Here is an 11,974-nt window from a genome sequence, read left to right on the forward strand (position 1 = left end):
TCCACTCCACCGTCATTCGGCTGTAACCACCCGCCTGCCACGTGTTCGAAAGGGCACCACTCAAAGGAGTGGCGCGGGTCACTCCTTCAAGAGTCGAACACATGCGCACGCCACGCATATCACCGACGGGCAATTGATCACTGTGTGTTATCGCTGGTTCGAGGGTTCGAACATCGGGGCATGGCACTGAGTGCCATGTATTGAGGAGGTGAGCGCAGCGAACGACCGCCGACCCACCTCTCCGCTTCCGCTCATCTGAGCGAAGGCTTGATCAGAGTGGCGAGAATCACCCCCTCCAGAGTGCCTCGTCTCATTCCGTGGACACTAACGAGAGGGGGCTCGCTCAGATGAGCGATTCGCAGGTGAGTGGCGGTCGCGGGGCCGGTATCGTGCCCCCACACGCCATGACGAGGAGGCCCCGTGACCAGCGCCCGGCGCGCGCTCGCGCAGGTGGTGCCCGACGCGCGGCGCGTCCTCGACGAGAACTGGACCGGCTCCTCCACGGTCCCCTCCCGCGGCCTCTATCCGCACCAGTGGAGCTGGGATTCGGCGTTCATCGCGATCGGATCGCGTCATCTTTCAGTACGCCGCGCCCAGCGGGAACTGGAAACCCTGCTCACGGCCCAGTGGGACGACGGACGGATCCCCCACATCGTCTACAACCAGGCGGTGCCGCCGGGCGCCTACTTCCCGGGCCCCGACTTCTGGCGGCCGTCCACGGGCAGCACCGGCGCCCCGCCCGGCGTCGCGACCTCCGGGATCGTCCAGCCGCCGGTGCACGCGCTCGCCTGTCTGCTGGTGCACCGCGCCGACCCGCGCGCCTCGGTGCGGTCCGGCTTCCTGGCCCGTACGTACCCCCGGCTCGCCGCCTGGCACCGCTATCTGACCGACCGGCGCGATCTGGGCGGCGGCGGTCTGGTGTCAGTGGTCCACCCCTGGGAGCCGGGCATGGACAACAGCCCCTGCTGGGACGCCCCGTTGGCCCGCGTCGAGCCCGTACCGCCGGAGACGTTCCACCGCGCCGACCTCGACCACGGCGCGGCCACCGACCGCCCGACGGACCTGGACTACGGGCGGTACGTGCGCCTCGCGGCGGACTACCGGGACGGGGGCTACCGGGACGGGGGCTACGAGGACTCCCCCGGCGCGGACCGCCCCGGCGCGCCCGCCTTCGTGGTCGAGGACCCGGGCGTCAACGCGCTGCTGATCGCCTCGGAACACGCCTTGGCCGAGATCGCCCAGAGCGTCGGCGCGGCCCCCCGCCCGCACCGCGCCCGGGCCGCCCGTCTGACGGCCGCCCTGCTGGACCGGCTGTGGGACCCGGCCGCCGGGCTGTTCCTGTGCCGCGATGTGGTGGGCGGCAACCTGATCCCCGAGCTGAGCGCGGCGGGCCTGCTGCCGCTGCTCGTCCCGGAGCTGCCCCGGGACACGGTCGACGCACTGCTCCGCACCGCCGCGGGCGAGCACTTCGGGCTGGGCACCTCGGTGCGCCTGGTGCCCAGCTACGACCTGCGCGGCCGCGCCTTCGACCCGTCCCGCTACTGGCGCGGCCCCGCCTGGTTCAACGTCAACTGGCTGCTGGAGCGCGGTCTGCGGCTGCACGGCGCCGCCCCCGAGGCGGACGCGCTGCGGGCCGCGGCCCTGGACGTGGCCGCCGCCTCCGGGTTCGCCGAGTACGTCGACCCGTACACGGAGGAGGCGCGCGGCACCCGGGACTTCAGCTGGACCGCGGCGCTGGCCCTGGATCTGGCGGTCGGCTCGTCCCCCTGAAGCCCCCTGAAGCTCCCTGCCGGCTCAGCCGCCCGAGGTGTCCAGCTCCGCGTCCGCGGTCACGCCCGCGCAGTCGTACGGGTCCGCCAGCCAGCCGTCCGGGAGCACCACCCGGTTGCGGCCCGAGGTGCGGCCGCGGGGGCCGTCGGCGCCGGGGGGCCACTCCTGGTCCAGGTCCAGCTCGGCCAGCAGGTCGTCCAGCTCGGCCAGGGACGAGGTGATCGCGAGCCGCTTGCGCATCTCGGAGCCGACCGAGAAGCCCTTGGTGTACCAGGCGACGTGCTTACGGAAGTCGATCACGCCGCGCTCCTCGTCCTCCAGCCACTCGGCGAGCAACTCGGCGTGGCGGCGCATCACGGCGGCGACCTCCTTCAGCGTGGGCCGGGCGGAACCGGCCCCGCCGCCGGGTTCGAACGCCGCCACCAGGTCGCCGAAGAGCCACGGCCGCCCCAGGCAGCCGCGCCCGACGACCACGCCGTCGCACCCGGTCCGGTCCATCATCCGCACCGCGTCCTCGGCGGACCAGATGTCGCCGTTGCCCAGCACCGGGATCTCCGGGACGGTCTCCTTCAACCGCGCGATGGCGTCCCAGTCGGCGGTGCCCCCGTAGTGCTGGGCCGCGGTGCGGCCGTGGAGCGCGATCGCGGTCACGCCCTCCTCGACCGCGATCCGGCCCGCGTCGAGGTAGGTGATGTGGTCGTCGTCGATGCCCTTGCGCATCTTCATGGTCACGGGCAGCGGGCCTGCGCCCGTCACGGCCTCGCGCAGGATCGCGCGCAGCAGGTTCCGCTTGTACGGGAGCGCCGAGCCGCCGCCCTTGCGGGTCACTTTGGGCACCGGGCAGCCGAAGTTGAGGTCGATGTGGTCGGCCAGGTCCTCGTCCACGATCATCCGCACGGCCTTGCCGACGGTCACCGGGTCGACCCCGTACAGCTGGATGGAGCGCGGCTTCTCGGTGCCGTCGAAGTGGATCAGCCGCATGGTCTTGGCGTCCCGCTCGACCAGCGCCCGGGTCGTGATCATCTCGCTGACGAACAGACCCTTGCCGCCGCTGAACTCCCGGCACAGGGTGCGGAACGGCGCGTTGGTGATCCCGGCCATCGGTGCGAGCACGACCGGTGGCTGGACCGTGTACGGGCCGACCTTCAGCTGCGTCTGGGTCATGGGGGGAGCTTCCTTCGGGGGCGGGTAGGAGGGTTCGTAAGGGGCGGACCTCTCATTGTCCCGCACCCGCGCAGGGGATCCGCCCGGGCGGTTCGTACCCCCGTATTCTCCGACATCGTTGTAGCGTTCAACCATGCCTGAGCTCAGTCCTCGGCGGCGCATGCTCGTGCTGGCGATCTGCTGCATGAGCCTGCTGATCGTCAGCCTCGACAACACCGTGCTGAACGTCGCCCTGCCCTCGATGCGGAGCGATCTGGACGCCTCCGTCTCCGGAATGCAGTGGACGATCGACGCGTACACGCTCGTCCTCGCCGCGCTGCTGATGCTCGCCGGGTCGACGGCCGACCGGTTGGGGCGCAAGCGCGTCTTCCAGGCCGGGTTGGTGATCTTCACCCTCGGCTCCGCGCTGTGCAGCATCGCGCCCAGCCTGGAGGCGCTGGTCATCTTCCGCATGGTGCAGGCCGTCGGAGGTTCGATGCTCAACCCCGTGGCCATGTCGATCATCACCAACACCTTCACCGAACCCCGGGAGCGGGCCCGGGCGATCGGGGTGTGGGGCGGGGTCGTCGGCATCAGCATGGCCGCCGGGCCGATCGTCGGCGGGGTGCTGGTGGAGTCGGTCGGCTGGCGCTCGATCTTCTGGATAAACCTTCCGGTCGGGCTCGCGGCGGTGGCGCTGACCGCACGCTTCGTGCCGGAGTCGCGCGCTCCGAAGCCCCGCAGGCCCGACCCCATCGGCCAGCTGCTGGTCATCGCCGTCCTCGGCTCCCTGACGTACGCCATCATCGAGGCGCCGGGGCACGGCTGGGGCTCGCCGCTGATCTCCCTCTGCACGGCGGTCGCCGTCGTCGGGCTCGTCGCGCTGATCCGCTACGAGCGGCGGCGTCACGAACCGCTGATCGACGTGCGCTTCTTCCACAGCGCGCCCTTCAGCGGGGCGACGGTCATCGCGGTGAGCGCCTTCGCGGCGCTCGGCGGCTTCCTGTTCATGAACACGCTCTATCTCCAGGACGTCCGCGGGCTCGATGCCCTGCACGCCGGGCTGTGGATGCTGCCGATGGCGTTCATGTGCTTCATCTGCGCACCGCTGTCCGGGCGGCTGGTGGGCCACGGCGGGCCCCGGCTGCCGCTGCTGCTGGCCGGGGTGACGATAGGGGCCAGCGGGGTGCTGTTCGCCGTGTTCGACGCCCAGTCCAGCAATGTGCTGCTGCTGACCGGCTATGTGCTGTTCGGCATCGGGTTCGGACTGGTCAACGCGCCCATCACCAATACGGCCGTCTCCGGGATGCCCCGTTCACAGGCCGGGGTCGCCTCCGCCGTCGCCTCCACCAGCCGTCAGGTGGGACAGTCGCTCGGGGTCGCGGTGATCGGCGCGGTGCTGGCCGCGGGCGCTGCGGCCGGGGCGGCGGGTGCGGCGCCGGGCCACAAGGCGTCGGCCGCGGCCGCCGCCGCGTTCGTGGACGCCGCCCGGCCCGCGTGGTGGATCATCGCCGGATGCGGTGCCGTCATCCTGCTGCTGGGTGCCCTGACCACCGGCCGCTGGGCGCTGGCCACCACCCGGCACGCCGCCGCGCTGTTCGGGGACGGCGGGCCGACGGGTCAGACCTCGGCCAGTTCGAGCGCGAGGGCGTGAAGCTGCTCCAGCCGCTCACGGGTCTCGGTGTCCACCGGGGTGTAGGTGAGCAGCTTGGGCCCCTGGTTGGGGCCGGTCCACAGGCTGGTCGAGGTCAGCCGCAGCACGCCCACCGTCGACTGCCGGAAGACCTTGATCTTGTCGCTGGGCCGCAGCACCTCATGGCGCGCCCAGATCTCCCGGAACTCCGGTGAGGCCTCCTCCAGCCGCCTCAGCAGCGCCTTCCAGGCGGGCTCGGCGACGTGTTCGGCCATCGCGGCGCGGAACTTGGCGGCCATCATCCGGATCGTCTCGTCCCGCTCGACCAGGCTCGCGCACCAGTCCTCGTTGGTGAAGGCCAGCCACATGCAGTTGCGGTCCTCCGGCGGCAGCGCGTCCAGGTCGCACATCAGCAGCCGGTAGGTGCGGTTGTACGCGAGGAGGTCGAACCGGGCGTTCTGCACGCACGCCGGGAACGGCTCCAGCTGCTCCAACATCACCTGGAGCGACTGCGGCACCCCGGAGCACTCGCTCCCGGGGATCGGATCGATCTCCCCGGCGAGTGCGAAGAGATGCGCGCGCTCGCTGCGGTCCAGCAGCAGCGCGCGGGCGATCGCGTCGAGGACCTGCACCGACACATGGATGTCCCGGGCCTGCTCCAGCCAGGTGTACCAGGTGACGCCCACCGTGGAGAGCTGGGCGACCTCCTCGCGGCGCAGCCCGGGGGTCCGCCGGCGGCGGCCGCGGGGCAGCCCCACCTGCTCGGGGGTGATCCGCTCCCGGCGGCTGCGCAGAAAGGCCGCCAGCTCGCTCCGTCTGATCGCGGCCCCGCCGGTGGCCGTGGCACGCTGCACCGTGATGGTCATGGCTCCAGAGTGCCCCAGGGCTCAGCCGGTTGCCAGGTACTTCTTGTACCAGGATAAAGACACTCTGGTACCCGGCTGAGCACCGCGGGATCGTCTGAAGCGTGACTGAAACAGAGATTCGCGCCAGAACCGCCGCACCGGCCGCCCCGGCCGCCCGAAGCACCGCCACGACGCCGCATGGCGGGACTCCTGACAGTGGGACGCTGAGCGGCCCGGGGCTGTTCACCCTGCTGCTCGGGGCGGCGCTTCCTCTGATCGACTTCTTCATCGTCAACGTGGCCCTGCCCACCATGGACCGCGACCTGAACGCGGGCCCGGCCGTCCTGGAACTGATCGTCGCGGGATACGGCGTGGCCTACGCGGTGCTGCTCGTCCTCGGCGGACGGCTGGGCGACTCCTTCGGGCGGCGACGGCTCTTCCTCGCCGGAATGGCGGCCTTCGGGGTGACCTCGCTGGCCTGCGGGCTCGCCCCGGACGCGTGGAGCCTGGTCGCGGCGCGCATCGCGCAGGGCGCCTCGGCGGCGCTGATGCTGCCGCAGGTGCTCGCCACCATCCACGCCTCCACCAGCGGCTCCCGCCGCGCCCGCGCGCTCAGCATGTACGGCGCGACGGCCGGTCTCGCCATGGTGGCGGGGCAGATCCTGGGCGGCGTGCTGGTGGCCGCGGACATCGCGGGCACCGGGTGGCGCGCGGTCTTCCTGGTCAACGTCCCGGTCGCGCTGATCGGCCTGGTGCTGGCCGTGCGGACGGTGCCCGAGACCCGCTCGGACCGGCCCGCACCGGTGGATGTGCCGGGCACGGTGCTGCTGGCCGTCTCGCTGATCACGCTGATGGTGCCGCTGACCGAGGGGCGGGCGGCGGGCTGGCCGCTGTGGACCTGGCTGCTGCTGGGCGCGTTCCCCTTCGCGGCGGCGGCGTTCTACGTGATCGAGCGCCGCGCCGACCGGGCCGGTGCCACTCCCCTGCTGCCGCCGAGCCTGTTCGCGCTGCGCGGGCTGCGGCGCGGACTGCCGATGCTGGTGCCGTTCTCGATCGGCTTCGGCGGGTTCATGTTCGTCATCGCGGTCGCCCTGCAACAGGGCCTGCGCTACGGCCCGGTCGCGGCCGGTATGGCGCTGGCGCCGATGGCCGCCGCCTTCTTCGTGGCCTCGCTCATGGGTCCGCGCCTGGTGGGCCGGTACGGCAGCCGCGTCGTGACCACCGGGGGGCTGCTCCAGGCGGTCGGCCTCGGTCTGCTGATGCTGGCCGTGGCCCGTGACTGGCCGGACCTGTCCCTGGCGGGGCTGCTGCCGGGGGTCGCGCTGGCCGGTTTCGGGCAGGGGCTCCAGCTGCCGGTGCTGGTCCGGATCGTGCTGTCCGAGGTGCCGAACGAGCGGGCCGGGGTGGGCAGCGGCGTGATGGTCACGACCCAGCAGTCCTCGCTGGCGCTGGGCGTCGCCACGCTCGGCACGCTGTTCCTCGCGCTGGTGCCGTCGGTGGGGATGGGCGACGCGCTGGTGATCACGCTCGCGGCACAGCTCGCGGCGGTCGCGCTGACGGTGCTGCTGAGCCTGCGGCTGCCGCGCGTGGTGGCGTGAGCGGGCCGGTGGGGAGAGCAGCCGGGCGATGACGGACAGGCGATAGCAGGCGGGCGATGACAGGCGGGCGATATCAGCCGAGCGCTATCAGGTAGGCGATGACAGCCGGGGGATGACAGTCATGGGATGACAGGTAGGCGATGACGGATAGGCGATGACAGATATTGAAATCTGTCATCGCATCTGCCACGCTTGTCGACGCACGCACCCGTATGGAACCCCCGAGTCCCCGCAAGGAGCACCCCCATGCAGATGCGCCAACTCGGCACCACCGGCCCCCAGGTCTCCGCGATCGGCCTCGGCTGCATGGGCATGTCCGCCCTGTACGGCCCCACCGACCGCGCCGAGTCCCTCGCCACCATCCACGCCGCGCTCGACGCCGGGGTCACCCTGCTGGACACCGGCGACTTCTACGCCATGGGCCACAACGAACTGCTCATCAACGAGGCCCTGCGCACCGCCCCCGCCGCCCACCGCGAAAAGGCCCTGCTCAGCGTGAAGTTCGGCGCCCTGCGCGGCCCCGACGGCAACTGGTCCGGCTATGACGGCCGCCCGGCCGCCGTCAAGAACTTCGCCGCCTACTCGCTCCAGCGCCTCGGCACCGACCACATCGACGTCTACCGCATCGCCCGCGTCGACCCCGACGTCCCGATCGAGGAGACCGTGGGCGCCATCGCCGAGCTGGTCGAGGCCGGGTACGTACGGAACATCGGGCTCTCCGAGGCGGGCGCGGAGACCATACGCCGGGCCGCCGCCGTCGCCCCCATCTCCGATCTCCAGATCGAGTACTCGCTGATCTCCCGCGGCATCGAGGACGAGATCCTGCCGGTCTGCCGTGAGCTGGGCGTCGGCATCACCGCGTACGGCGTGCTGTCCCGCGGGCTGATCAGCGGCCACTGGAGCCGGGACCGCAAGCTGGCGGAGGACGACTTCCGCAGCTTCAGTCCGCGCTTCGGCCCCGAGAACGTCGACCACAACCTCGGCTTGGTCGAGGCCCTGCGCAAGGTCGCCGATGACAAGGGCATCAGCGTCGCGCAGACCGCCATCGCCTGGGTGCTCGCCCAGGGCCCCAAGCACGCCACGGCCATCGTGCCGTTGATCGGTTCCCGCACACGTGCGCAGCTGACGGAGGCCCTGGGCTCGCTGGACGCTACGCTCGACGCCGACGACCTGGCCGCGATCGAGGAGGCCGTCCCGGCCGACGCCGCAGCGGGCGACCGCTACCGGGAGGCGCAAATGGCCTTCCTCGACAGCGAGAAGAAGTAGGGACCCGATGCCGCCGCCCGAGACACCCCTGACCCCCGACCGCGTCCTCGAAGCCACCGAGGACGTGCTGCGCCGCTTCGGCCCGGCCAAGGCCACGGTCGTGGACGTCGCCCGCGCGCTCGGGGTCAGCCACGGCAGTGTCTACCGCCACTTCCGCACCAAGGCGGCCCTGCGCGAGGCGGTCACCGAGCGGTGGCTGGACCAGGCCCACGACGAACTGTCCGCCATCGCCCGCGCCAAGGGCCCGGCGGCCGAGCGGCTGCGCGAGTGGCTGGCCACCCTCTTCGCCGCCAAGCGGCGCAAGGCGGGCGACGATCCGGAGCTGTTCGCCACGTATCTGTCCCTGGCCGACGAGAACAGCGCCACCGTCGCCCGGCACATCGAGACGATGGTCGGCGACCTCACGAAGATCGTCGAAAGCGGCCTCGCGAGCGGCGAGTTCAAGACGCCCAACGCCCGCAAGACGGCCCAGGCCCTGTGGTCCGCGACGGCCCACTTCCACGACCCCGTCTACGCCGCAGAGTGGTCGGACCCCGGCGCGGAGCTGGCCTTCACCGACCTCTTCCAGCTGCTGCTGAACGGCTTGCGCGCCTGATCCCCAGGCCGAGCCCAGGACCGGGGCGCGCCACGGCCCCGGGGCTCAGCGCACGCCCAGGAACCGCAGCACCGCCAGCACCCGGCGGTGGTCCGCATCGGCGACCGGCAGGTCCAGCTTCGCGAAGATGCTGTTGATGTGCTTCGCCACCGCGGACTCGCTGATCACCAGCGCCGCCGCGATCCCCGCGTTCGACCTGCCCCCCGCCATCAGCTCCAGCACCTCCCGCTCCCGCCGCGTCAGCCGGTCCAGCGGGTCGCTGTGGCGGCGGACGAGGAGTTGGGAGACGACCTGCGGGTCCAGCGCGGTGCCACCACCCGCGACCCGCCGCAGGGCGTCGATGAACTCTTCAACGTCCGCGACGCGTTGCTTCAGCAGATAGCCGATCCCGCTCGTGTGCGCGGTGAGCAGATCGGCGGCGTACCGCTCCTCCACGTACTGCGAGAGCAGCAGCACCGCCGTGTCCGGCCACTGCCGCCGGATGAGCAGGGCGGCCCGTACGCCCTCGTCCGTGAAGCCTGGCGGCATCCGCACGTCCACCACGGCGATGTCCGGGCGGTGCTCCTCCACCGCCGCCAGCAGGCCCTCCGCGTCCGCCGCCTCCGCCCTCACCTCGAAGCCCGCCATCTGGAGCACTTTGACGAGGCCGATCCGCAGCAGGACCGAGTCCTCGGCGATCACAGCACGCACGGCAGCTCCACGGTGATGACGGTCGGGCCCCCGCGGGGGCTGCTGATCTCGAAGGTGCCGTCCACCGATCCCGCCCGCTTGGCGAGCCCGGCGAGGCCCGTGCCCCGGGCGGCGTCGGCCCCGCCCTGCCCGTCGTCCTCGACGACGATCCGCAGCGTGCCCCCGGCGCGGACGACCGTGACGTCGGCCCGCTCGGCCCGTGCGTGCTTGGCGACGTTGGCGAGGGCCTCGGACACGACGAAGTACGCGACGGCCTCGACGGTCGGGGCGGCCCGTTCCGGCACATGGACCTGCAACCGTACCGGCAGTGGGGCGCGCGCCGCGATGCCGGAGAGAGCGGCGTCCAGGCCGAGTTCGTCGAGGACGGCCGGGTGCAGCCCGCGCACCAGGCTGCTCAGCTCCTCGATGGCGCCCTTGGCCTCCCGGTGCGCCTCTTCGATCACCTGCCGGGCCTCGTCCGGCAGATCGGTCAGGGTGGCCCTGGCCAGGCCCAGGTTGACCGCCATGGAGACCAGCCGCTGCTGGGCGCCGTCGTGCAGATCGCGTTCGATGCGGCGGCGCTCGGCGTCGGCCGCGTCGACCGCGCCCGCACGGCTCTCGGCCAGGTCCTCGACCCGGCGCTCCAGTTCGTCGGTCGGCAGGGGTCCCAGCAGCTCGGTCGCGGCGCGCGCGTCGAGCCGTACGAGGGCGCCGACGAGGGCGTAGGCGAGGGCCAGCAGGATCACGCCGCCCGCCGTGACGTAGGCGGCCTGGGTCGAGTACCCGACATGGTCGAGCCGCCAGGACAGCGGGACACTCCACACCCAGATGTAGACGGTGGCGGCCGCGAGACCGACGAGGGCCATCGTGACGGCCAGCACCCCGCCGAAGGCGACGGCCGGGCCTGCCAGCAGGTGGTACCAGAGCTGCCGCCAGGCCCTTCCGGGCCCGGTGATCTCGATGCCGAGCAGCGCCGCGAACCGCCGCCGCTGGACGCGCGTCAGCAGCGGCGTGGCCACGGCCGGAACGATGAGGGGGACGGTGAGCGCGACCATGATCCCGACCAGGCTCGACGTGTCCTCGTAGATCAGCCACGGTATGGCCATCGGCACCAGCCAGGCCACGAACTGCACCGCCGCCCCCGCGACACCGAACACGAGGTCGCGCCGCAGCCGGTGAAGCCCCCGCTCAAGGACGGCTCGCGGCACGGTGGGGAGTCTCATGCGACGACCCTAGAGCGGCGCCACCCGGCCGCGCACTGGAGCACAGGCCCGGAAAAGACGTGTAACCAGCGCCACCCCAGATCGGCAACTGCCATGAACGACAAGACGGGGGGCGCCGACGAGGCTTTCGGACATGCCCGAGTCACGGGCCGCCCGGAAGGAGATCTGCTCCATGACCGCCCTGCACTCCCCCGCCCCGCCCGCCGCGCCCGCCGCGCCAAGCGGCAGCGGCACACGCCGCTCCCGCCTGGCACGGATCACCCGGGTACGCCCCGAGGCGGTGCTGCTCGCCTCGGGGGCGGCGCTGGTCCCCTGGCTGTACGTACTGGCGCGGACGCTCCCCTCCACCACCCAGGTCACCCACTGGAACGCGGCGTGGGTGGGCCTGGACGCGGCCGAATCGCTCGGGCTGCTCTCCACCGCCGTCCTGCGGATGCACGGTGATGACCGCCACCGCCTCACCGCGGCCGCCACCGGCACGCTGCTGCTGGTGGACGCGTGGTTCGACACGATGACGGCCGCTGCGGGCGGGGAGGTGTCCGGTGCCGTCGCGATGGCGCTGGGCGCCGAGCTGCCGCTGGCCGCGCTGTGCGCGGCGCTCGCGCTGGGCGCCGAGTGGAGTACGCCGGAGGACACCCGACAGGTCACCCCTGGGTCGCCGCCCACCACAGCATCACCGCGGCCACCGCGAAGCACGCGAACATGATCAGGAGGGCCTGGCGGCGGGCGGCGGGGTCGGCCGTCATGCGGGGGGAGCCAAGGGCGCCGTGGGCCTGGGCGAGGTGATCGAGGCCCTTGTGGCGGGCGCCGCCGTAGGTGATGCGTTCCGTCCAGTCGCAGTGGCGGCAGCCGAGGAGCCGCCGCTGCCCCGGGCCGTAGCCGTAGTCCACTTCGAAGACGGTGCCGTCCTCGCGGGTGGCCGTGATGTGGTGCGTCACGCCTCGCATGGTTGGTGAACCGTTCCTAGGGGACTGAGCGGAAGTGAGTCCTGTTTCCAGGACAGCTGGTGCTCGGCCGCGTGCTCCGAACGGTGTTGGGCACGCTGGTCGCCCGCGTTCGCTCCGCTGCCGGGCGGCACGGATCTCGTCCGTGGTCCGGGATGGCGGGGGCGGGGTCCCTCACGCCGTCGGGTCTCCGGTCGGGCCTGGGCGGTCCGATGCCCCGCACGATCGCTCTGGTCGTGTGGGGGCGGTGTCGTCCGTCGCCGGATCGGGTGTCCGAGGGCGCGTCGC

11 protein-coding genes and 1 pseudogene are annotated in these 11,974 nt (G+C 72.2%); 6 read left to right on the forward strand and 6 right to left on the reverse strand.

Annotated features, from left to right (window positions below):
* The first annotated feature begins 420 nt into the window (after positions 1-420).
* Positions 421-1,770 carry an MGH1-like glycoside hydrolase domain-containing protein gene (locus LCH29_RS12950; RefSeq protein ID WP_446461848.1) on the forward strand — a complete coding sequence of 450 codons (1,350 nt, stop codon included), beginning with the start codon at positions 421-423 and terminating at the stop codon, positions 1,768-1,770.
* 24 nt (positions 1,771-1,794) lie between these two features.
* On the opposite strand, the gene dusB is transcribed toward LCH29_RS12950, so the two are convergent.
* Entirely contained in the window at positions 1,795-2,934 is a 1,140-nt protein-coding gene (gene dusB, locus LCH29_RS12955) for a tRNA dihydrouridine synthase DusB (RefSeq protein ID WP_446461849.1), read from the reverse strand.
* A gap of 133 nt (positions 2,935-3,067) precedes the next feature.
* Between dusB and LCH29_RS12960 the strand changes: the two genes are divergently transcribed.
* Positions 3,068-4,567, forward strand: a complete 1,500-nt coding sequence (locus tag LCH29_RS12960; RefSeq protein WP_446461850.1) for an MFS transporter — start codon at positions 3,068-3,070, stop codon at positions 4,565-4,567.
* On the opposite strand, the gene LCH29_RS12965 is transcribed toward LCH29_RS12960, so the two are convergent.
* On the reverse strand, positions 4,534-5,412 hold the full coding sequence (locus LCH29_RS12965) for a helix-turn-helix transcriptional regulator (protein WP_446461851.1): 879 nt from the start codon (positions 5,410-5,412) through the stop codon (positions 4,534-4,536). The two genes, LCH29_RS12960 and LCH29_RS12965, sit on opposite strands and share 34 nt — an antisense overlap.
* Before the next feature lie 203 nt (positions 5,413-5,615).
* Here LCH29_RS12965 and LCH29_RS12970 point away from each other — a divergent pair, with 203 nt between their 5' ends.
* From LCH29_RS12970 to LCH29_RS12980, 3 genes are all read left to right on the forward strand, one after another.
* The gene (locus tag LCH29_RS12970; RefSeq protein WP_446461864.1) at positions 5,616-6,989 is read left to right on the forward strand and encodes an MFS transporter; all 1,374 of its coding nucleotides are present in this window, start codon (positions 5,616-5,618) and stop codon (positions 6,987-6,989) included.
* A gap of 246 nt (positions 6,990-7,235) precedes the next feature.
* Complete coding sequence (locus tag LCH29_RS12975; RefSeq protein WP_446461852.1) at positions 7,236-8,255, forward strand: aldo/keto reductase; 1,020 nt, start codon at positions 7,236-7,238, stop codon at positions 8,253-8,255.
* Positions 8,256-8,262: 7 nt separating this feature from the next.
* The gene (locus tag LCH29_RS12980) at positions 8,263-8,850 is read left to right on the forward strand and encodes a TetR family transcriptional regulator (RefSeq protein WP_446461853.1); all 588 of its coding nucleotides are present in this window, start codon (positions 8,263-8,265) and stop codon (positions 8,848-8,850) included.
* A 45-nt stretch (positions 8,851-8,895) separates the two neighbouring features.
* On the opposite strand, the gene LCH29_RS12985 is transcribed toward LCH29_RS12980, so the two are convergent.
* Positions 8,896-9,540: a response regulator transcription factor gene (locus LCH29_RS12985; protein ID WP_446461854.1), complete on the reverse strand. Its 645-nt coding sequence runs from the start codon at positions 9,538-9,540 to the stop codon at positions 8,896-8,898.
* Positions 9,528-10,742 (reverse strand): histidine kinase, encoded by a 1,215-nt coding sequence (locus tag LCH29_RS12990; RefSeq protein WP_446461855.1) that lies wholly within the window; start codon positions 10,740-10,742, stop codon positions 9,528-9,530. The genes LCH29_RS12985 and LCH29_RS12990 overlap by 13 nt, the downstream gene beginning before the upstream one ends.
* 133 nt (positions 10,743-10,875) lie before the next feature.
* Here LCH29_RS12990 and LCH29_RS12995 point away from each other — a divergent pair, with 133 nt between their 5' ends.
* Complete coding sequence (locus LCH29_RS12995; protein ID WP_446461856.1) at positions 10,876-11,448, forward strand: hypothetical protein; 573 nt, start codon at positions 10,876-10,878, stop codon at positions 11,446-11,448.
* On the opposite strand, the gene LCH29_RS13000 is transcribed toward LCH29_RS12995, so the two are convergent.
* Together LCH29_RS13000 and LCH29_RS13005 are read right to left on the reverse strand one after the other, a co-directional pair.
* Entirely contained in the window at positions 11,387-11,689 is a 303-nt protein-coding gene (locus LCH29_RS13000) for a hypothetical protein (protein WP_446461857.1), read from the reverse strand. The two genes, LCH29_RS12995 and LCH29_RS13000, sit on opposite strands and share 62 nt — an antisense overlap.
* A pseudogene (locus LCH29_RS13005) lies at positions 11,677-11,974 on the reverse strand (hypothetical protein); the annotation flags it as partial. The pseudogene LCH29_RS13005 and the gene LCH29_RS13000, both read right to left, overlap by 13 nt.

The sequence above is a fragment of the Streptomyces sp. BRA346 genome (assembly GCF_052851135.1).

Coding starts and splice junctions, on each gene's coding strand:
- LCH29_RS12990 (WP_446461855.1), bottom strand. CDS start 10,742: ATGAGACTCCCCACCGTGCCGCGAGCCGTCCTTGAGCGGGGGCTTCAC.
- LCH29_RS12995 (WP_446461856.1), top strand. CDS start 10,876: ATGCCCGAGTCACGGGCCGCCCGGAAGGAGATCTGCTCCATGACCGCC.
- dusB (WP_446461849.1), bottom strand. CDS start 2,934: ATGACCCAGACGCAGCTGAAGGTCGGCCCGTACACGGTCCAGCCACCG.
- LCH29_RS12960 (WP_446461850.1), top strand. CDS start 3,068: ATGCCTGAGCTCAGTCCTCGGCGGCGCATGCTCGTGCTGGCGATCTGC.
- LCH29_RS12980 (WP_446461853.1), top strand. CDS start 8,263: ATGCCGCCGCCCGAGACACCCCTGACCCCCGACCGCGTCCTCGAAGCC.
- LCH29_RS13000 (WP_446461857.1), bottom strand. CDS start 11,689: ATGCGAGGCGTGACGCACCACATCACGGCCACCCGCGAGGACGGCACC.
- LCH29_RS12965 (WP_446461851.1), bottom strand. CDS start 5,412: ATGACCATCACGGTGCAGCGTGCCACGGCCACCGGCGGGGCCGCGATC.
- LCH29_RS12975 (WP_446461852.1), top strand. CDS start 7,236: ATGCAGATGCGCCAACTCGGCACCACCGGCCCCCAGGTCTCCGCGATC.